Origin of the sequence: Actinomadura sp. NPDC049382 (assembly GCF_040677125.1) — a bacterium.
Classification (GTDB): Bacteria; Actinomycetota; Actinomycetes; order Streptosporangiales; family Streptosporangiaceae; genus Spirillospora; species Spirillospora geliboluensis.
On the sequence record NZ_JBFARO010000020.1, the window covers coordinates 88,095 to 108,262 of the forward strand.

Genomic DNA, 20,168 nt, shown 5'->3' on the forward strand with positions numbered 1-20,168 from the left:
GAGTGGAACCAGGACGACCCCGGCTCCACTCCGTCGTGCGCTCCTGTCACTGGAACTGTGCGAAGAACCTCCAGATCTCTCCCTTGGTCCAGGTGGCGACGCCGCTCTCGTTGGGGGAGCCGTCGACCGGGCCCGGTATGTGGTCTCCGTCGAACGCGGCCCATTGGACGGGATACCCGGCGCGGCAGCCCGAGTAGGCGGTGGTGATGTGCGTCCGGCTGCCCGGGGCCGGCTCGCGCGGGCTCTGGGGAGTGCAGCCGTTGTTGGCGACGAACTTGTCCCGCAGCGACCGTCCCTGCGCGATGTTGAGGACGGAGTCGCCGATGCCGTGGATTCCGAAATAGGCGATGGGCTGCGTGCCGCCGTCGCACCCGCTGATCTGTGCGCCCGAGAGGACCGCGACGGCCCGGAAGACGTTCGGCCGGGCGCATGCGAGGGCGTAGCTCATGCCGCCGCCCCAACTGAAGCCCGTGGCGAAGCGCTGCGCCGTGTTGACGCAGAGGCCGCCCTCGATTCGCCGGATCATGTCGTCGACGAAGGTGACGTCCTCACCGCCCGAATTGGCCCAGCCGTTGCCGAGGCCCTGAGGGGCGACGAGGATCGCGCTGTCGTTCGATTGTTCCTGCTGGCCGTAGTAGGACCAGGCGCTCCCGCTCGTCCCGCCCGACGCGACGTCGTTGGCGGTGCCGCCCCGCCAGTGGAAGGCGAAGATCAGCCGGTAGGGGTGGTCGTTGTCGTAGTTGGACGGGACCCGGAGGATGAAGCTGCGGCTCTTACCGCTGCTCTGGATCGTGTACGTACCGCTGGTGAGCGTCGGAGCACTCCCGCACCCGCCGCCGCCATCGGACGACAGTTTGACCATTTCCCACTGCTGATTCGCGCCGCCCCAGTCGGTGTACTGGACGACGTTGGCGCCGTCGGCCGTGGAGCCGCCCTGCACCTCCACGGCCTTGCCGCTGCTGCGGCTGATCAGCCGGACGTGGCCCGCGTCGGAGTCGGCCAAGCGGAACTGCTGATTGGTCCCGTTGTGGTCGGCCCACTGCTGGATTCCGGCGCCGTCGGCCGTGGAGGCGCCGGCCACGTCGAGCACCTTGCCCGAATGCCTGGCCTTCAGCCGGTAGAAGCCGCCGCCGGAGTCCACGAACTGCCACTGCTGATTGGCTCCGTCATTGCGCGTCCATTGCGTGACGCGTGCGCCGTCGCCGGTGGACGCGCCGTACACGTCCAGTGCCTTGCCGCTGTTGCGATTGACCATGACGTACCAGGCGTTGGTGTCCACCGTCGCCGCGTCCGCAGGCGTCGGGTTCACCGCGACGAGCGTGCCCATCGCGAGGGCCGTCGCCAGTGCGGCGGCGAGCCGGGACCGCAGGCGACGCCTTGGCGGAGGAGGGGCGGGCGGAGCCGCGCCGTAGCTCTTCATCGATTCACACCCCGGTTCAGGCGCGGGTCCAGCGCTGGTTGCTGCCGTTCCAGCAGGTGTAGAGCTGGATCGGGGCGCCGTTGCCGCTGCCGGCGGCGTCCAGGCAGAGGCCGGACTGGACGCCGACGATGGATCCGTCGGAGTTCAGGCGCCACTTCTGGTTGTCGCCGCCCCAGCAGCTGTAGATCTGGACCTTGGCGCCGTTACCGGTGCCGGCGGCGTCCAGGCACTTGTTGCCGTAGACCCTGAGCTCGCTCGCGTCGGTGTAGGTCCACTGCTGGTTGGTGCCGCCGTGGCAGTCCCACAGCTGGACCTGGGTGCCGTCGGTGGTGCTGGCGTTGGGCACGTCCAGGCAGCGGCCCGAGCCGACGCCCTGGATCGTCCCGGCGCCGGGGGTGGGGGGCTCGGAGGTGCCGCCGTTGAGGGCGTTGAGGACGGCGGTGTAGGCGGCCTTCTTGTTGCCGTTGCCGTCGAACAGAAGCGGTGTCTGGTCCGAGCGCCAGGAGTCGGTGTCGCGCACGCCCCAGACGGTGATACCGAGGCACCGCGAGACGGCCAGGCAGTCGTTGGTCACGTTGGCGTAGGTCGTGGCCGAGGCGCCCTGGATGTCGAGTTCGGTGATGGCGACGTCGACGCCGAGGGCGGCGAAGCTCTGCAGGGTGGTGCGGAAGTTGCTGTTGTAGGGGCTGCCGCTGTTGAAGTGGGACTGGAATCCGACGCAGTCGATGGGCACGCCGCGCTGCTTGAAGTCGCGGACCATCGCGTAGACGCCCTGGGTCTTGGCCCAGGTCCAGTTCTCGATGTTGTAGTCGTTGTAGCAGAGCTTGGCGGACGGGTCGGCGGCGCGCGCGGTGCGGAAGGCGACCTCGATCCAGTCGTTGCCGGTGCGCTGCAGGTTGGAGTCGCGGCGGCCGCCCGAACTGCCGTCGGCGAACGCCTCGTTCACGACGTCCCACTGGACGATCTTGCCCTTGTAGTGGGCCATGACGCCGTTGATGTGGTCGATCATCGCCTGGCGCAGGGTGCTGCCGCTGAGGTTCTGCATCCAGCCGGGCTGCTGGGAGTGCCAGGCCAGGGTGTGGCCGCGCACCTTCTTGCCGTTCTGGACGGCCCAGTTGTAGACGCGGTCGCCGGCGGTGAAGTTGAACTGGCCCCGCTGGGGTTCGGTGGCGTCGATCTTCATCTCGTTCTCGGCGGTCACCATGTTGAATTCGCGGTTCGCGATCGTGGTGTACACCGAGTCGTTGAGCCTGCCCGAGGCGATGGCGGTGCCGAAGTAGCGGCCGCTCTGCGCCGCCGCGGCGCCCAGCGTGCTCTCCGCGGCGGAGGCGGGGGGCGGGGCGACCAGAGCGGCGGTCATGCTGAGCGCCCCGAAGGCGGCCGCGAGGGCGGCCCGCTTGCGGATCCGGGGCCTGGGCGTGGCGTTCGTACGCACGTCTGTTTCCTCCATGAACGAACGATGGGCGGAAGCACGGACAGGGCCGTGCGACAGACGCCGCGCTCCGGTATGGGAGCGCACACACCACCGGGGCGTCGCGGACTCAGTGTGAGAGCCCTCCCAGATCCCGTCAACAGTTTCAAAGAATTTTCATCGCGGGCATCCGGCTGCCGCTTTGTGCACGCGTTCTAGCAGGAGATCTGCACTCGAAAGTTTTCGAAGTGCCCGGAGTCTTGACGATGCCGCGTTGCCTCGTATTTACTCCGGGCCACCACCACCTCCCGATCCCCCGATGGAAAGAAGGTTCCGCCCGGCCTGGAAATGTTAGCGCTAACATTCGCCTGAAGGGAAGAAGCTCATGTTGAGGACCGGTGCGGCCGTGCTGGCATCGCTCCTGCTGTCGGTGCTCCTGTCCGTGACGAACGCAGAGCCGGCTCAGGCCGCGACAGTGGACGTGAACAAGTGGTACGTCCTGGTCAACCGCAACAGCGGCAAGGCCCTGGACGTCTACAACCTGGCGACCAACGACGGCGCCCGCATCACCCAGTGGACCAGGAACGACCAGAACCAGCAGCAGTGGCAGTTCGTCGACTCCGGCGGCGGCTACTACCGCATCAAATCCCGCCACTCCGGCAAGGTGCTGGACGTCTACAACTTCTCCACCGCCAACGGCGGCTCGATCGTCCAATGGTCCGACCTGAACGGCACCAACCAGCAGTGGCGGCTGGAGGACAGCCCGGGAGGCTACGTCAGGTTCGTCTCGCGCCACAGCAACAAGGCCCTCGAAGTGCAGGGCGGCTCCACCGCCGACGGCGCGAACATCGTCCAGTACGACGACTGGGGCGGGAACAACCAGCAGTGGCAGCTCGTCGAGGTCGGCGGCGGCGACCCCGCTCCCGGGTGCGACCTCCCATCGTCCTACCGCTGGACGTCCACGGGCCCGCTTGCGCAGCCCAAGGCGGGATGGGTCTCGCTCAAGGACTTCACCGTCGCCCCCTACAACGGCAGGCATCTCGTCTACGCGACGACGCACGACACGGGGACGAGATGGGGGTCGATGAACTTCGGCCTGTTCAGCAACTGGTCGGATATGGCATCGGCCAGCCAGAACACCATGTCGAACGCCACCGTCGCCCCGACGCTCTTCTACTTCGCGCCGAAGAACATCTGGGTGCTCGCCTACCAGTGGGGCAGCACCGCCTTCTCCTACCGGACGTCCAGCGACCCGACCAACCCGAATGGCTGGTCATCGCCGCAGGTGCTCTTCTCCGGAAGCATCTCGGGTTCCGGAACGGGGCCCATCGACCAGACGGTCATCGGTGACGGCACGAACATGTACCTTTTCTTCGCCGGTGACAACGGCAAGATCTACCGGGCCAGCATGCCGATCGGGAACTTCCCCGGCAGTTTCGGCTCGACCTCGACAGTGATCATGAGCGATTCGACCAACAACCTGTTCGAGGCCGTTCAGGTCTACAAGCTCAAGGACCAGAACCGCTACCTCATGCTCGTCGAGGCGATCGGCTCCCAGGGGCGCTACTTCCGCTCCTTCACGTCCACCAGCCTGAACGGTTCGTGGACGCCGCAGGCCGCGACCGAGGGCAACCCCTTCGCCGGCAAGGCCAACAGCGGCGCCACCTGGACCAACGACATCAGCCACGGTGAACTGATCCGCACCAGCGCCGACCAGACCTTCACCGTCGACCCCTGCAACCTGCAACTGCTCTACCAGGGGCGCAGCCCCAACTCCGGCGGCGACTACGGACTCCTGCCCTACCGGCCGGGTCTGCTGACGCTGCAGCGCTAGCAACGGAGACACGGGTCCGGCTCTGGCGCGGACCCCGCGTGGCGGGCTCGGCAACAGGCCGGGCCCGCCACTTTTTCATGCCCGGCCGGGCCTTCCCTCGGTGAGGCGGCGCTGCCCCGAGACGCCACGTCCCCTCTCTCCCCAGGCGCGCCCCGATCGCCGCCTCGCAGATCGAGATCAAGCACTGAGACGCCTCCAAAGTGTTGACATTCGATCCTTGTGCCCGCACGATGGGTCGAAATCAAGCAGAGGAGTGTTCTGTGTCACAGGCGGAGGTCCTCCGAGACCAGCTGATCGAGCAGGGCGTCAAGTACGTCTTCGGCTTCTATGTCGACATCCACGGCGTGCCGAAGAGCAAGTGCGTCCCGGTGGAGTCGCTGCCGTCCATGGCGAAGGGCTCGGAGCTGTACACCGTGGGAGCGCTGGAGGGCATGGGCGACCTCGGCCCCCACGAGGACGAGTGCGCGGGCATCCCCGACCTTGACCGGCTTGTCGTCCTGCCCTGGAACCCGGAGTTCGCGGTGGTGCCGACCAGCCTGCACCTCGACGGCGAGCTCTACCCGCAGGAGGCGCGCAACTTCCTGCTCCGCCAGGTCGACGAGGCCGCGGAGATGGGCTTCACCGTGAACGTCGGGATCGAGCCGGAGTTCTACGTCGTCCGCGAGACGGCCCAGGGCTGGGAGCCGCTGGTGCCGCAGGACCGGCTGGACGCGCCGACGCGCGGCTACGACCTGGAGACCACCGTCCTCGCCGCGCCCTTCCTCGGGCCGATGGTCGAGTACATGAACCAGCTCGGCTACGGCGTCTACTCCTTCGACCACGAGGGCGGCGACGGCCAGTACGAGTTCAACTTCGACTACACCGACGCGCTCACCATGGCCGACCGCATGGTGATCTTCCGGCTGATGGCCAAGCACGTCGCCCGCGAACTCGGCTGCATCGCGACGTTCATGGCCAAGCCGTTCCAGGACGACTTCGGCTCCGCGTCCCACGTGAACATCAGCCTGGCGGACGGGGAGACCGGCCGGAACGTGTTCGAGGCCGCGTCCGGCGGCGGCTACAGCGACACCGCCCGCCACTTCGTGGCCGGCGTGCTCGCCCACGCGGGCGCGATCTGCGCGGTGACGTCGCCGACGGTCAACTCCTACAAGCGGTTCACCAGCAAGGGCTTCATGGACGAGATCTCCTGGGCCCCCGTCTACCGCAGCTGGGGCGAGAACAACCGGACCCTCATGTGCCGCATGCCGGTCAACCGGCACTGCCTCGAGGTCCGCACCGTGGACGCCTCGGTCAACTACCACCTCGGCATCGGGCTGATCCTCGCCGCCGGGCTGGACGGCGTCGCCAACAAGCTCGACCCGGGCGAACCCCTCAACCGCGACACCTACCGGATGAGCGCGGAGGAACTCGCCGGCTACGGAGACCTCGCGCTGCCGCGCTCGCTGGAGCAGGCGCTGGACCTGTTCGAGGCCGACGCCCTCGCCGAGCGGGTCATGGGCAAGGAGTTCCACCGGACGTTCCTGGACTACAAGCGGGCGGAGTGCCGCGAGTACGGATCAGTGGTCACCGACTGGGAGACCCGGAACTACCTGCAGAGGCTTTGAGATGTCCACAGTGAACGAGACCTCGGCCGACACGCGCCGTCCGCAGGCCGATGGCGAAGAGCGCCGCCTGCGGGCCAACGCCGAGGCCCTGGAGCGGATGGTCGGCGCCGAGCCCGTGCTCGTGGGCGTGGCCGCGGCCGGCGACGTCGTGCCCGGGATGACGCCCACCACGATCCTGACCTCCGGGGCGCCGCTGGAATGGCACCAGTACACGGGCGGCCAGCGGCGCGCCATCCTCTACGGCGCGGTCTACGAGGGCCTGGCGGACGGCGTCGAGGACGCCGAGGCCAAGCTCGACCGCGGCGACATCCGGGTGCGCTCCACCCAGCAGCACGACTGCATCGGCTCGGTCGCCGGCATCTACACCGCCTCGATGCCGGTGTTCATCGTCGAGGACGAGACGCACGGCAACCGCGCCTTCTGCAACTTCTACGAGGGCAAGAGCCGCTACCGCCTCAACTACGGGTCCTACGACCAGGAGGTCGCGGACGGGCTCCGGTGGCTGGAGTCGACCATGGCGCCGGTGCTGGCCGAGTGCCTCGCCGATCACCCGATCCGGCTCAAGCCGATGATGGCCCGGGCGCTGCGGCTCGGCGACGAGCTGCACAGCCGCAACACCGCGGCCACCCTGCTGCTGCAGCGGGAACTGACCCCGCGGCTGTTCGCGCTGGCGGCCACGGACCAGTGGCGGACGCGGGTGGAAGAGGTCATGGACTTCTTCCTGGCGAACGACTACACGTTCCTCAGGCTCAGCATGGCCGCGGCCAAGGCCACCGCGGACGCCGCCCACGGCGTCGAGCACAGCAGCCTGCTCACCGGAATGGCGATCAACTGCCGCGAGTTCGCCGTCCGCGTCAGCGGTCTCGGCGAGGAGTGGTTCCGCGGCGGCCACCCCGAACTGCAGGGCCGGTTCTTCGACGGCTTCACCGAGGCCGACGCCGAATGGATCGGCGGGGAGAGCTGCGTCACCGAGACCGTCGGCCTCGGCGGGATGGCCCAGGCGTGCGCCCCGTCGCTCATGGATTACCAGGGCGGCAGTTTCCAGGCCATGCTGGGCAACAACGAGGCGATGTACGCCATCGCGTCGTCCGAGCACCCCGACTACCGGATCCCGGCGTTCGACTTCCGCGGGACCCCGGTCGGCATCGACCTGCACGCCGTCGTCGCCTCCGGTGTCACCCCGCTGATCGACGGCGGGCTCGCCGGACGCGCCGGCGGCCAGATCGGAGCCGGCGTCCTGCGGCCCCGCATCGAGGCGTTCACCGCCGCGGCCGCCGGCTACGCCGAGCGCTACCCGACCCCGACCGCTTCCTGACCACCATGCACCGCTGGAGAGAGCCATGACGTACTCGGAGCAGGCGAACCCCGCCGGCGGCGGAGCGACGAAGGCGGCCGCACCCCATATCCAGGGCCGGATGGGACCGTTCGAACTGGCCTTCTTCGTCGTGGCCGCGGCCGGGCCGCTCCTGGTGGTCGCCGGGTTCGCCCCGCTGGCCTTCATGATCGGCGGGATCGGGGCGCCCGGCGCCCAGCTCGTCGCCGGCATCGTGCTCCTGCTGTTCGCGGTCGGCCTGACCAGGATGGCGCTGCGCATCAAGAACGCCGGCGCCTTCTACTCCTACATCGGGCAGGGCCTCGGCCGCCCGGTCGGCGGCGGCGCCGCCACGCTCGCGATGGCCGCGTACTCGGTGATCGCGATCGGCCAGCTCGGCGCGGTCGGGGCCTTCGCCGCGGTGCCGGTCAAGGACGCCCTCGGGATCGACGTGCCGTGGCCGGTCTTCTCCTTCGCCGCGCTGGCGATCGTGGTCTACCTGGGGCACCGGCAGATCTCGCTCAGCGCGAAGGTGCTGGGCATCGCCCTGCTGTCGGAGGCCGCGATCCTGCTCGTCCTCGCCGCGCCGGTGCTCTGGCAGGGCGGCGCGGACGGGCTCGACGTGAGCTCCTTCTCCCCGTCGGCGATCTTCGCCGGCGGCGGCACGGGCGCGATGTTCGCCATCGTGTTCGGCGCGTTCATCGGGTTCGAGTCGACCGCGATCTACTCGGAGGAGGCCCGCGACCCCGAGCGGACCGTCCCCCGGGCCGTCTACCTGGCCGTGGGATTCCTGGCCCTCTTCTACACGTTCATGGCCTGGATCGTCTACGTCGCCTACGGCAAGGCGTCGATCGTGGACGCCGCCACCGCCGACCCGGTCGGGCTGGTGTTCGCCGCCACCGAGAAGTACGTCGGGCACGGCGCGGTGGTCGTGATGGAGATCCTGCTGGTGACCAGCGCGTTCGCGTCCACGCTGGCCTTCCACAACACCGCCTCGCGGTACCTGTTCACGCTCGGACGCGAGAAGATGCTGCCCGGCCGGCTCGCCCGCGTCCACCCCGAGCACCGCTCGCCGTACGTGGCCAGCGCCGTCCAGGGCACCATCGGCCTGGTGGCGGTCACCGCGTTCATGCTCGCCGGAGCCGACCCCTACCTGCAGGTCTTCCTGCTGATGGTGGCGCCGGGGGTGCTCGCCGTGATCGTCCTGCAGGCGCTGTGCTCCCTGGCGATCGCGGTCTACTTCAACCGGGTGAACACCACGCACGGGCTCAGCGTGTGGAGCACGGCGGTGGCGCCACTGCTCAGCCTCATCGGCCTCGGCGTCGCGTCGTGGCTGGTGGCGCGCAACTTCGACCTGCTGTCCGGACGGACCGACTGGGTGAACTACCTCCTCCTCAGCTTCATCCCGCTGGCGTTCCTCATCGGAACCGTGCGGTCGCTGCAGCTCAAGCGGGGCAGGCCCGAGGTGTACGCCCAGCTGACCAGGACCGAGGTCTTCTGAATGCCCCGCCGCTGCGAAACGCCGACCGCGAGGTAGTGGTGACGGGCAAACCCCTGATCGGCATCAGCGCCGACCTGGCGGACGCCGCATGGGACGTGTGGCGGCGGCGAGCGATCGTCCTGCCGGTGGCCTACCACGAGCAGGTGGTGGCCGCCGGCGGGATCGCCGTCGTCCTCCCGCCCCAGCCGCGGGCCGCGTCCGACATGATCGAGAGGCTGGACGGCCTGGTGCTGGCGGGGGGAGGGGACATCGACCCCCGCCGGTACGGGGCCCGGCCGCACCCGTCCACGCGCCCCGCGGACCCGCTGCGGGACGAGTGGGAGATCCGGCTCGCCCGCGCGGCTCTGGCCGCCGACCTGCCCATCCTCGGCATCTGCCGGGGTATGCAACTGCTGAACGTCGCGCTCGGCGGCACCCTCGTCCAGCACATTCCCGACATCGTCGGCACCGACGCGCACCTCCCGGACCCGTCAGGCTTCGGAAAGCACCCGATCACCATCCGGCCCGGCAGCGAACTGCACGCCGCGCTCGGGGAACACGCCGACATCGCCACCCACCACCACCAGTCGGTCGGCGACCTCGGCCGGGGAGTCGTGGAGACGGCGTGGACCGCGGACGGGATCGTCGAGGGCATCGAGGTCCGCGACCGGACCTTCACCTGCGGAGTGCAGGGCCACGCGGAGGAGAGCGGGATGACCGGCCTGTTCGAGCGCCTCGTCCGCGCCGCCGCGCGCCGGACCGGAACGGCTCAGCCGAGCTCCCACTCGTAGGAGAACTTCTCGATCTTGAGGATGAGCGACGTCTCCACGGCGGTGATCCCCGGCAGCGCCCCGAGCACGTCGGTGGTGAACCGCAGCAGGTGCTCCTTGTCGTAGAAGAACGCCTCGATCATCACGTCGAAACGCCCCGTGGACAGCCCGCAATAGCGGACCTCCGACGCCTCGACCAGTTTCCGGCTCACTTCGCGAAGATGCGGCAGGCTCACCGACAACCCGATGATCGCCGAGATGTTGTACCCGGCCAGCCGCGGCGTGGGCACCGCCACGATCTCCATGAGGTCGCGGTCGCGCATCGCCGCGATCCGCTTACGCACGGTCGTCTCGGTGATCCCCAATTGCCGGGCGATCGCGGAGTTCGACGTACGCCCGTCTTTCTGGAGGATCCGGAGGATCTCACGATCCGTCGTGTCCAGCGCCGCCAGCGGAGGGACTCCCTGCCCCGGCTTGGAACCGTTCTGGGGCCCCTCCTTGTTCACCATTCGCCCAGCATATCGCCAGAATGCCCGTTCCCGCGCAATGAACGACCGTCCCGGAGCCGAGGTGCATAGGGGCGGGCCGAAGAGCCGATTAAGTCTCCGATGGGCGCGAGAGTGGGGCGCCTCGTCGGTGGGAGAAGGGCAGGGGCCTTCGCGTCAGCTGATCTTGTCGCTACATTGCCTTCTTTTTCGCCTTCGAGTGATGTCGACGCCCAGACGATCAAGCCGTCCGGAAAGTAAGGGGGCCCACCCCGCTGACGGGTCACCCACCCGACAACCGCGCCGTCGGCACACCGAGGCCCGCCGGCGCTGCCAGGACGCTTTTCGTCCTACCGACGAGGTTGCACCCTGCGTGTCAGAGCCCTCGGTCAGCAACCGACATACGGCCTCTCGCCGGGTCGAGGTCCCTGACCTGGACTGATGTAGTTCCGGGCGGGAAGAACCCGAGGCCGGAGGCCCGCTGTTGGGGGGATTGCCATGGCCACTGGGTTCGATCCGGCGCGCGTCGCGCATCTGACTGGGACGTTCGCGCCGGTGACCGAGGAGGTGGACGAGGCCGGGCTGCAGGTGGAGGGGGAACTGCCCGCCGAACTGGACGGGGTGTACCTGCGCAACGGGCCGAACCCACGCTTCGCCCCGATCGGTTCCTACCTCTTCCCGATCGACGGCGACGGCATGCTGCACGGCGTGTGGATGAGCGAGGGGCGGGCCAGGTACCGGAACCGCTTCGTGCGCACGCCCGCCATGCGCGCGGAGGAGAAGGCAGGCCACGCCCTATGGGGCGGGATCGAGTCGCTGATCACTCCTGGCCCCGAGAAGGTCGGGCCCGAACTGGCGCACACACTCAAGGACTTGCCGGACATCAACGTCGTCCGGCACGGGGGACGACTCCTGGCCCTCGCCGAGTCAGACTGCCCGTTCCGGATGGCGCCGGACCTGGAGACGCTCGGCAAGGAGACCTTCGACGGCGGCCTGCCGGCCGGGATCACCGCCCACCCGAAGATCGATCCGCGGACCGGGGAGATGGCGGTCTTCTGCTACGCGCTGGAGCAGCCGTACCTCACCTGGGCAATGCTCGACCGGGACGGCCACGTGAGCCGTGCCCCGACACCAGTGGCGGACGTGGACGAGCCGGTGATGATCCACGACATGGCTCTGACCGGGCGCTATCTCGTCCTCGTCCTCGCGCCGGCCTTCCTCGATCTAGAGGCCGCCATGCGGGGCGGCTCCTTCCTGGACTGGCGCCCCGAGCGCGGCACGCGGATCGCCCTGATCCCGCGTGACGGCGGCCCGGTGCGCTGGGCGCACGACTCGGCCTTCTGGGTCTGGCACACCGTGAACGCCCATGACACAGCGGACGGACGGGTCGTCCTCGACTACGTACAGTGGCCCAGCCCGGGCCTGGGCCCGCGCCCGGCCTCCTCCGACGGTGCCGCCCACGGGCTCGCGCGCGCCGTCATGGACCCGGCCACCGGTTCCATACAGCGCAATCTCCTCGACGACGCACGAGTGGAGTTCCCCCGAGTGGACGATCGCGCCCTGACAGGCCCGCACCGACGGATCGCCACGGCCGCCGGCAGCGGACGCACGCCGGGACTGCTGCCCGGCGAGTACGACGCACTGCGCTGGTACGACGTCGGCGACGACAACACAGCCGTCGAGACCTGGGACGCGGGCGACCTGTCGGTCGGCGAGCCGGTCTTCGCCCCCGTCCCCGGACGCACCGCCGCCGACGAGGGCTACTGGCTCACCTTCGCCACGAACCGCACCGACCTCTCCAGTTGGCTACTCGTCCTACCGGGCAGCAACCCGTCCGACGGTCCACTCGCACGACTCCGCATCCCCGTACGCGTACCGCTGGGCCTGCACGGAGCATGGCTCCCCACCCAGGAAGGACACCACCCACCCCAAAACCTCCAGCATCAACGCAAATAACGACCGCCCTAACAAAGGCAAGTCCCAGGACACTGGCGAAGAATTTCGGGACTTCATAAGGACTCACTGGACGGCGTAGGGCGGCAGCGAACAAACCACCCCCGGCGGATTGCCCCCCGACGAATCTCGAAGAGTAACTACCGATCCAATGGCTAGGGGTTGAGATTGCGTGCGTACTGGAGCGCGTCGTTCACCAAGAGGGTAAGGCGGCGTCTGCCTTCTGCGGAGGGGATTTCACTCTGCCAGGCGCAGACCGCGTGCCATCCATGATCAGCCAGCGGGAGTACAGGATCCAGGGTTTCAAGGTCGTTCGGCAGTCGCGGAAGTCTGACCATCAGCCAACTGGTTCCAAGAGCGACGACAGCGGCGATTCCGTTGGACGCGAGTGCGGGAACACCGAACAGTGGAATGACCGGGATGTCGTCCGGCGCGATTTGTGCGAGCCGTCCAAGCAGCTCAGGATGAGTGTGCAGTACCCATCCATCAAGGCTGTAGGTGTGGTCATGTGGGGTGCCAGGATGGCGAGCCTGCGCGCGCAGGTAGTCGACCAGCACCCAGTTGGCAGGGTGGTCAGCCAGTTCAGGGTCGCCTCGTCCCATGACCGCCAACATAGGTGCCGTGGTCGAATCTCCGCCCACCCCAGGACGATAAAGCCCATCTACACCAGTCATGATCGCCGGAGGGACAGTCGAGTGGTGGGGCGGTGACCGTGCAGAAGATCGTCTAAGCGCGGGTCGGCGGATCGGCACGAACCCACCGCTGGTAGTCGTCCAGATCGACGTTGCTACCGCAGATGATGGTGACCACACGACGGCCGGCGAAGCGGTCCGGGTCCTCCAGAACGGCGGCGACGCCAAGGGCCGCTGAGGGTTCGACGACCAGACCCGCGTGCTGCAAGAGCATCCGCATGCTCGCGACGATGGACGCCTCCTCGACCAGGACGGCATCATCGGCCACCGCCAAAAGATCATCCAGCACGGCGGGGATGGGGCGCCGACCGGCAACGCCGTCGGCGATGGTGTCGGTGGACTCGGTCGTGATGACCCGGCGCTCCCGCCAGGAGAGGGTCATCGCAGGTGCGCCACGAGGCTGCACACAGATGACTTCGGCTCCAGGCGCCAGAGCCTTCAAGACGTAGCCCACCCCGGTGGCCATGGCGCCGCCTCCCAGGGCGATCAGCACGACGTCCGAGGAGGGCGCCTGTTGCGCCAGTTCGAGCCCGATGGTCGCCGCACCCTCACAGGTCTCGACGTCCAGACTGTCTTCGACCAGCCGGACGCCGCGCCGCCGCGCGATACCCGCCGCCCGCTCCCGGGCCAGGTCGAAGTCGCCATCGACCACTTCCAGCGTCGCACCCGAAGCGCGAATCCGATCAAGCTTGGCGGCAGGCGCCCGCCGCGATGCCACGACCGTCACGTCCAGGCCATGGCGGCGCCCCGACCAGCCCAGCGCCCAGCCCAGATTGCCGGCACTGGCGCACACCACGGCCGTCCGGCCCTGATCGCTCAGCCGACCCGCGACAACCTCGGTACCCCGCCCCTTGAAACTGCGGACCGGGTTCGCCGTCTCCAGCTTGATGCTCACCGCACAGCCCAGCGCGCGCCCCAAGGCTTCGCACCGGAACAACGGCGTGTCCAGGAACACCGGGTCGATCACACGGCGAGCCGCGCGGATCCGGCCAAGATCGAGCCGCGTCTTGAGCACGACGCAACAACGTACCCGACACAAACGTCACCTCAACAGCCACCACCACGAACCCACCCATCCTCCACCGAATCGATCCCGCGACCCCGCCCACCGACGCCTACAACCACTCCACGACAGAGCCGCACGGTTCCCGGCAGGAGAACAGAAGCCATCAAAGGCATTGCCGCGCAGCTAAGACAGCGCCCAACAACATCAGCAAAGCCGGCCAGCCACCTGCTCCCTGATGGCGTGACCAAAGATTAGCCAGCAGATGATCGTTGCCACTCTCTAGACACCATCCAGGGGCCAGACGATCGAGATGCAGCGAACTCTCACCCGGAAACCTGGGTGACAAGCGAGCGAGCGGCGCATAATGGAAAAAGCTAGAGCGCACCGCCCCGATCGCGGTCTAGAGTTCCGCTATGGACTACGCCTGGATTCAGGAGAAGCTTGAGGCCGTGTTCGTCCTCGGCCGTCAGCCTCGACGTCACAATAGGAAGGAAGTGTCATGGGAGATGACAAGCTTGAACGGATTGCGGAGCTTCTGGCCGGCCGCAATGCCATCGATGAGGAGATTGCCGCGATCATCCAGCGGCCGATGACGGCTGGGCATCTCGGTGAGTGGATCGCGTCACGGATTTTTGATATCGAGCTGGAGGAATCGGCCACCAACTCTGCCGTCGATGGTCGCTTTCGCGTCGGCCCGCTGCAGGGCCGGACGGTCAACGTCAAGTGGTACCTCAAACAAGAAGGCATTCTGGACACCAGTTCGTCCGCAACGCTCGACTACTACCTGGTGCTTACCGGTCCACGATCAGCGGCAGGTTCCTCACGAGCTGGTACTCGCCCCTGGTGCCTTCGGGCGGTGTACCTGTTCGACGCCGAGCGCCTTCGGGATGAGCAGGACGCCCGGGGAGTCAAGACAGGCGTCGCATCTAGTGTGCTCCGGCGGCAGTGGGACGAAGCCGAGATCTACCCCCGCGACTGCAACCCTCTGCTCAGGGTCAGCGCTCACCAGGTCGAACTACTCAAACTCCTTGCGGGCTGACCAATGGCCCGTCCCGGTCGGCAACGCAGGACGGAGCCATTCACCCGCCCGGTGAACGCTCGCTGCGCCGGTCACTCAGCAAGCCTTCGATGTATCACTGGATGAATGGCGTGAGACGACTCTTCCGCAAGGAACCGACGCACACGACGAACCCGAGGGGGCACAACCCCGGCCCAGGCTGAGACGTTACTTTGTGGTCAGGCGTTCGACGAGGGTGCGGCTGGTCTCTTGCAGCCTTTCGTCGTTGTCGATGCTGTTGTATCTGCCGCGACGCTGGGTGTGGTGCAGCTCAGAGCGGAGTTGGGGCAGGGCGGGTCGTGCGGCAGGTCCCATGCGTTCCAGGCATGCGACGACATGGTTGGCGGTCGAAGGGTTCTGTTCCCAGGCTTGGAGGAGCGTGTCCAGCACGGCCGGTGCCTCGGCGTCGCCGCCGATTTCCCAAAGAGCGGCCGCGCAGGGGACTTGGACCCATTCGTAGCCATGGTTCAACAGGCCCCGCAGGCGAGGCAGTGCCTCCTCCGCACGAGGGCCGATCTCAGCGAGTACGTCGGCGGCCGCGCTGATCCGGAACGGGATGGAGTCGTCGAGCAGGTCGAGCAACGGCCGCATGACTTCGTCCGGATCGCCGACGATGGCCCACAGAGCGGCAACGGCGGCGGGACGCACATGGGCGTCCGAGGCCGTGATCAAGGACCGGATCGTTTCCACGGCGGGGGCCGCTGACGGACCGAGAGCCCTCAACGCGTCCAAGGCGGAGCACGCGACTGACCACAGCTCATGAGGCACTGCCGTGGCCAGGGTCGCGGTGATCACGCCGACTGCGCTGTTGTCGGCAAGAGCAGCGAGGGCCGCCAGGTCGGAGCGCGCGCTCATCTCCCACAGTGCCTGGGTGAGGTCGAGACTCTTCAAGTGGGCGCACAGGCGGGGTGTCAGCTGATCGGCGGCTTGCGGGAGTGCTCCAACGACCTGGACTGCCCGCCAGGCGTCGTCTCCACTGTCCAGGGCTCTGAGGATGCTCGGCACCGCTCGCACATCACCGAGACGGGCCAGCGCCTGGACGGCCTCTTGATGACTTCTCCGCAGGTGCGGCTGGGACGTGAACCAGACATCCGGCCCGTGGGCGGCGTACTGTGCGGCGACGTGCTCCGCCAGCGCCTCGCGGGTCGGCTCGGCGATCGCATGGCAGGCGTTCAACGTGGCCGCCGCCTCTGCGGAGACTTGCTCGGCGGCTGAGCTGAGGTGTTCGGCGACGAGCATGATGAGCCGTGTGTGGTCTCCGCGCCAGGACTCCATGACCTCGGCGCTCATCCGGATGCCGTCCAGGCGGGAGCCGGGATCAAGACTGCGCAGTTGCTCAGCAAGAAGTGCCGTGCGCTGCGGAACCTTCGCCGCCAAGGTCCGATGGAAACTGCGCAGCAGATCCGTGCAAGGTGAGTGGATTTGACCGTGGCGTTCGAGGTCCTCAAAAGCGGCAACAACCTGCGGTGGTGCTCCGTCTCCGGAGACCGCTGACCCCACTGGGCCAGGCGGATCGCACCATGCTTCGGCCGGCACTGAGGCACCGTCCAACTCGCGCAGCAGGCCGATCGCGGTAGCGATAGCGTCCGCACCCATCCGTTCAGGCGCGCAGCGAGCCCGCTGCACCACGGCCGCGAGCCTGGTCTGAGGTGCTACCGCCGAGTCGGCGGCCAACTCGGTGAACCACGCCATCGCCTGAGCCTCGGCGTGCTCCGGCAAGCGCAATGCCAATGTCGCCATCGCCTCGACGATCAGCAACTGCTCGACGATGCTCGCCTCAGCCGACAGCCGACCGCGCAGCACCGTCAATCCGCGGTCGACGTCGTCGATGAACAACCCGAGCCCGGGGATCGCAGCCCGGCGCACGCGGACGTCGGGATCATGGGCGAACCCGATGAGCGTCTCGGCACGGCCGCGCATGGCCGCCACCGCTTCAACTTCAGCTTCCGAGCCGCCATACCGTCCATCGCAACGATCGAGGGCATGCGATCCGATGCTGACCAGCAACTCAACGACGTCGGCCCGGTCAGGCGTCGTGACGTCCTCTGCCAACTCGAACAGGAACGGAAGGCTCGCCGTCGTGCATTCGTAAACGGTGCCCTGATGATGGACCGCACCGTAGAACCTGCTGAGAGCCTCCCGCCGCTCCTCCGCGTCCGAAGAACGCAGCGCCAGCAGCAGACCCGGGACCTCCTCGGCCGAGCCGTACGCATGATCCATCGACGACCAGCCGATGTCGTGAAGCCCGCTGAACATACACGGCACTATGCCCCGCCCACACCGACACGGCGCCCACACCGACAAAGATCACGAAGCAGCCGCACCGACAACCAAGTGACTCACCTACAACACTGTGGAGTACGTCGAACTGCCGCACATCAAGAAGACCGGCCACTAGACCGGGTAGCGCGGAGCCATCGCCCACGGCGCGGCACTCTCGAGCCCGCCGGGCAAGGTTCGACATCAAAGTGATCAGCGCACGATGCGGTCACTATCCGCTCATGGCGCCCACAGCTCGGTTCTCCCGGAGGCGCCAAGGGTAACAGCCGCAGCCGTCAACGTGTCAGCCGAGCCGACGCCCCCTTCGTCCCCCTAACGTGGGAATCGCTGGCGAACCGGCTCGGGAGCCGAGCCGAGCACGCAAGGTAGTCGTTCCGGTGATCCATTTCGGAGCCCCTGACCTGGACTCGGTGACGCCGCCGCGACATCTCGTGCTCACCACGTGCCATCCAGGGCCAACAAAGTGGACATCCTGGAATGCGACAGGGACTTCGTCCAGATCGAGATCTTGGACGAAGTCCCTGGTCAGAGTGGCGGAGGATCGGGGATTTGAACCCCGGATGGGCGTGAACCCAAACCGCATTAGCAGTGCGGCGCCATAGACCGGACTAGGCGAATCCTCCAGGAGCCATCGGGCTCAGCACAGGCTACCGGTTCGGCGAGCCAACCGGCAAAGCCTGCGTCCCGTGGCTCCAGCAGCATAGTGCGTAACGGCTGTGGACGTGCCGCTCCCGGGGCCGCGGGAGCGAGGCGTCTGTGAGGGGGTCAGCCCAGGCGGAACCCGTTGAAGCCGCAGGCCTCGGCCAGGTCGTTGCCGTGGCGCTGCATGGCGGCGGTGTCGGGCCGGCCGATGGCCGAGGTGTTGCCGGAGCTCAGGTTCCGCAGCATCTCGGCCGTCTTGTCGAGGTCGCCCGCGAACGCGGTCGCGGCGGTCTCGACGTCGCCGCCGGCGCTCTGGCCCTCAGAGCGGACCTTGGCGGCCGTGTCCGAGAACTTCTGGGCGGTCGAGGACGCGCCGCTCGGCGAGGTCATGGTCATGCCACCGGTGGAGAAGCTCCGCAGCTCCGTCTCGATGTTCTTGCAGGCGGTGGTCTTCTTTCCGCCGGCGATGGCGTCGATGGCGCCACATCCCGTAGAGCCGAGCATCAGGCCACCGACGGCGAGGGCGCCGACCAGCTTGGTGGCGGACATGCGCATGGGGTTTCTCCTTCAGGGGGTTGGGCTTCGGACGGGAACAGGGGACATCCAGGTCACTCCCGCCTCGATCACCCCTTTGGCGTATCACTGCCACGAGGGGTTCCGTGACTCAAGTCACACATCCGTGACCTCCCATCCGCCAACCGATTCGCGGACAGGTCCGTGGAGCCGGTACAGTTGGCATGCGTCAGGCACCCGTAGCTCAACGGATAGAGCATCTGACTACGGATCAGAAGGTTAGGGGTTCGAATCCCTTCGGGTGCGCCCAGGTCAAAGCCCCCTTGCGATCATCGCGAGGGGGCTTCGTGCTACCAGACTGACGTCCTGCCGGGCCGCGGACGGAGTGCGTCTCCCGTGCCGAGGTCGGCGGGAAATGCGAGCCGCGAATGAGAGATGGGACATCTCCGCCGGCTCGGCTGGTGGGGCTGCCGCGCGGGCGCACACCGATGAGGGGAGTCGTCGCCGGAGATGGTCGCATCTCCCGGATCGACCTCGACGACCCACGAAGAACTTCTGGGGCGAGCCGATCGGCACTCGGTCAGGTGGAGAGGTACTCGTGGATGGAGCGGACGGCGGTGGCGCCCTCGCCTACCGCTGAGGCGACCCGCTTGATCGAGCCCCTCCGGACGTCTCCCGCCGCGAAGACGCCGGGGAGGCTCGTCTCGAGGGGGACGGGGTCGCGGTCGAAGGGCCAGAGGCCGGGGGCCTCCTCGTGGATTTCGCGGCCCGTGAGGACGTAGCCGTGATCGTCGGTGGCGAGGGTGTCCGGGAGCCACTGGGTGTGGGGTTCGCCCCCGATCATGATGAACAGCGCGGACGCCGGGACCTGTTCGGTGGTGCCCGCCGCCCGGTCGGCGAGGGTCAGGCGTTCCAGGCGGCCGTCGCCGCCGCAGCCGACCACCTCGGTGTGGGTGCGGACGATGATGTTCGGGGTCGTTTCGATGGCGCGCAGCAGGTAGGCCGACGCCGACTTCGCCAGGCTGTCGCCCCGGACGACCAGGGTGACCGTGCGGGCGTGCTGGGCGAGGTGCAGTGCGCCCTGGCCCGCGGAGTTGCCGGCACCCACGATGAAGACGTCCTGGTCCCGCATCGCGCGGCTCTCGCCCACGGCCATGCCGTAGAAGACACCGGCACCGGCGAGGTCCTCCAGGCTGGGGACGTTCAGCCGCCGCCAGTCGACGCCGGTGCTGATCAGCACGGCTCGAGCACGGACTTCGGAGCCGTCCACCAGGCGAACCACCTGGTGGTCGCCGCGGTGTTCGAGGCCGACGGCCTGCTGGGCGAAGACGATGTGCGCGCCCATCAGCCATGCCTGCTCGCAGGTCCGCTCCATCAGGTGCCGGCCGGCGATGCCGTGCGGGAAGCCCGGATAGTTCCGGATCATGGGGCTGGTCCCGGCCTGCCCGCCGGAAAAGGCCCGTTCCAGCAGGACGGTGTCGAGGCCCTCGGACGCCGCGTACACCGCCGCCGTCAGGCCCGCCGCGCCGGCCCCGACTATGGCGACATCGCAGACTTTCAGGTCGTTGGTGACGTTGACTCCGATCGCGGACGCGAGGTCGGGGAGTTGCGGGTCCACGAGGGCCTTACCGTCGTAGCGGATCACCACGGGCAGCCGGGACGCGTCCAGTCCCGCCTCACGCAGCAGGCGCCGGCCGCGTTCCTCATCG

Annotated in this window: 15 protein-coding genes and 2 tRNA genes; 8 read left to right on the plus strand and 9 right to left on the minus strand. The window is 68.0% G+C overall.

The genetic code is table 11. From position 1 onward, the window contains the following. Positions 1-46: 46 nt before the first annotated feature. Entirely contained in the window at positions 47-1,420 is a 1,374-nt protein-coding gene (locus tag AB0K34_RS15525) for an RICIN domain-containing protein (protein ID WP_364549051.1), read from the minus strand. Between the two features lie 16 nt (positions 1,421-1,436). Further along, positions 1,437-2,855 (minus strand): endo-1,4-beta-xylanase, encoded by a 1,419-nt coding sequence (locus AB0K34_RS15530; RefSeq protein ID WP_301176410.1) that lies wholly within the window; start codon positions 2,853-2,855, stop codon positions 1,437-1,439. Between the two features lie 382 nt (positions 2,856-3,237). On the opposite strand from AB0K34_RS15530, the gene AB0K34_RS15535 reads away from it, so the two are divergent. From AB0K34_RS15535 to AB0K34_RS15555, 5 genes are all read left to right on the plus strand, one after another. Next, positions 3,238-4,665, plus strand: a complete 1,428-nt coding sequence (locus AB0K34_RS15535) for a non-reducing end alpha-L-arabinofuranosidase family hydrolase (RefSeq protein WP_240807128.1) — start codon at positions 3,238-3,240, stop codon at positions 4,663-4,665. Positions 4,666-4,925: 260 nt separating this feature from the next. Then, positions 4,926-6,269, plus strand: a complete 1,344-nt coding sequence (locus AB0K34_RS15540; RefSeq protein WP_301173689.1) for a hypothetical protein — start codon at positions 4,926-4,928, stop codon at positions 6,267-6,269. 10 nt (positions 6,270-6,279) lie between these two features. Further along, the gene (locus AB0K34_RS15545) at positions 6,280-7,584 is read left to right on the plus strand and encodes a DUF1116 domain-containing protein (protein WP_364549055.1); all 1,305 of its coding nucleotides are present in this window, start codon (positions 6,280-6,282) and stop codon (positions 7,582-7,584) included. Positions 7,585-7,609: 25 nt separating this feature from the next. Then, on the plus strand, positions 7,610-9,082 hold the full coding sequence (locus AB0K34_RS15550) for an APC family permease (protein WP_138633247.1): 1,473 nt from the start codon (positions 7,610-7,612) through the stop codon (positions 9,080-9,082). A gap of 38 nt (positions 9,083-9,120) precedes the next feature. Continuing rightward, positions 9,121-9,852, plus strand: coding sequence for a gamma-glutamyl-gamma-aminobutyrate hydrolase family protein (locus AB0K34_RS15555; protein ID WP_364549058.1), 732 nt, complete (start codon positions 9,121-9,123; stop codon positions 9,850-9,852). Here AB0K34_RS15555 and AB0K34_RS15560 read toward each other — a convergent pair. Further along, entirely contained in the window at positions 9,831-10,340 is a 510-nt protein-coding gene (locus AB0K34_RS15560) for an Lrp/AsnC family transcriptional regulator (protein WP_138633241.1), read from the minus strand. The genes AB0K34_RS15555 and AB0K34_RS15560 overlap by 22 nt on opposite strands. A gap of 474 nt (positions 10,341-10,814) precedes the next feature. On the opposite strand from AB0K34_RS15560, the gene AB0K34_RS15565 reads away from it, so the two are divergent. Beyond that, positions 10,815-12,272 (plus strand): carotenoid oxygenase family protein, encoded by a 1,458-nt coding sequence (locus AB0K34_RS15565; protein ID WP_364549061.1) that lies wholly within the window; start codon positions 10,815-10,817, stop codon positions 12,270-12,272. 152 nt (positions 12,273-12,424) lie between these two features. On the opposite strand, the gene AB0K34_RS15570 is transcribed toward AB0K34_RS15565, so the two are convergent. Together AB0K34_RS15570 and AB0K34_RS15575 are read right to left on the minus strand one after the other, a co-directional pair. After that, on the minus strand, positions 12,425-12,871 hold the full coding sequence (locus tag AB0K34_RS15570) for a hypothetical protein (RefSeq protein ID WP_364549064.1): 447 nt from the start codon (positions 12,869-12,871) through the stop codon (positions 12,425-12,427). A 124-nt stretch (positions 12,872-12,995) separates the two neighbouring features. Beyond that, positions 12,996-13,976 carry a pyridoxal-phosphate dependent enzyme gene (locus AB0K34_RS15575; protein ID WP_364549067.1) on the minus strand — a complete coding sequence of 327 codons (981 nt, stop codon included), beginning with the start codon at positions 13,974-13,976 and terminating at the stop codon, positions 12,996-12,998. A gap of 490 nt (positions 13,977-14,466) precedes the next feature. Here AB0K34_RS15575 and AB0K34_RS15580 point away from each other — a divergent pair, with 490 nt between their 5' ends. Next, on the plus strand, positions 14,467-15,006 hold the full coding sequence (locus AB0K34_RS15580) for a hypothetical protein (protein ID WP_138633229.1): 540 nt from the start codon (positions 14,467-14,469) through the stop codon (positions 15,004-15,006). Between the two features lie 186 nt (positions 15,007-15,192). On the opposite strand, the gene AB0K34_RS15585 is transcribed toward AB0K34_RS15580, so the two are convergent. From AB0K34_RS15585 to AB0K34_RS15595, 3 genes are all read right to left on the minus strand, one after another. After that, positions 15,193-17,280, minus strand: a complete 2,088-nt coding sequence (locus tag AB0K34_RS15585; protein ID WP_364549070.1) for a hypothetical protein — start codon at positions 17,278-17,280, stop codon at positions 15,193-15,195. 555 nt (positions 17,281-17,835) lie between these two features. Further along, positions 17,836-17,927: transfer RNA gene (locus AB0K34_RS15590), tRNA-Ser, on the minus strand. A 142-nt stretch (positions 17,928-18,069) separates the two neighbouring features. After that, positions 18,070-18,501, minus strand: coding sequence for a hypothetical protein (locus tag AB0K34_RS15595; protein ID WP_138633226.1), 432 nt, complete (start codon positions 18,499-18,501; stop codon positions 18,070-18,072). A gap of 191 nt (positions 18,502-18,692) precedes the next feature. Here AB0K34_RS15595 and AB0K34_RS15600 point away from each other — a divergent pair. Beyond that, positions 18,693-18,765 (plus strand) — tRNA-Arg (locus AB0K34_RS15600). Positions 18,766-19,039: 274 nt separating this feature from the next. Here AB0K34_RS15600 and AB0K34_RS15605 read toward each other — a convergent pair. Continuing rightward, on the minus strand, positions 19,040-20,168 hold a 1,129-nt coding region (locus AB0K34_RS15605; RefSeq protein WP_364549073.1), incomplete at its 5' end, for an NAD(P)/FAD-dependent oxidoreductase.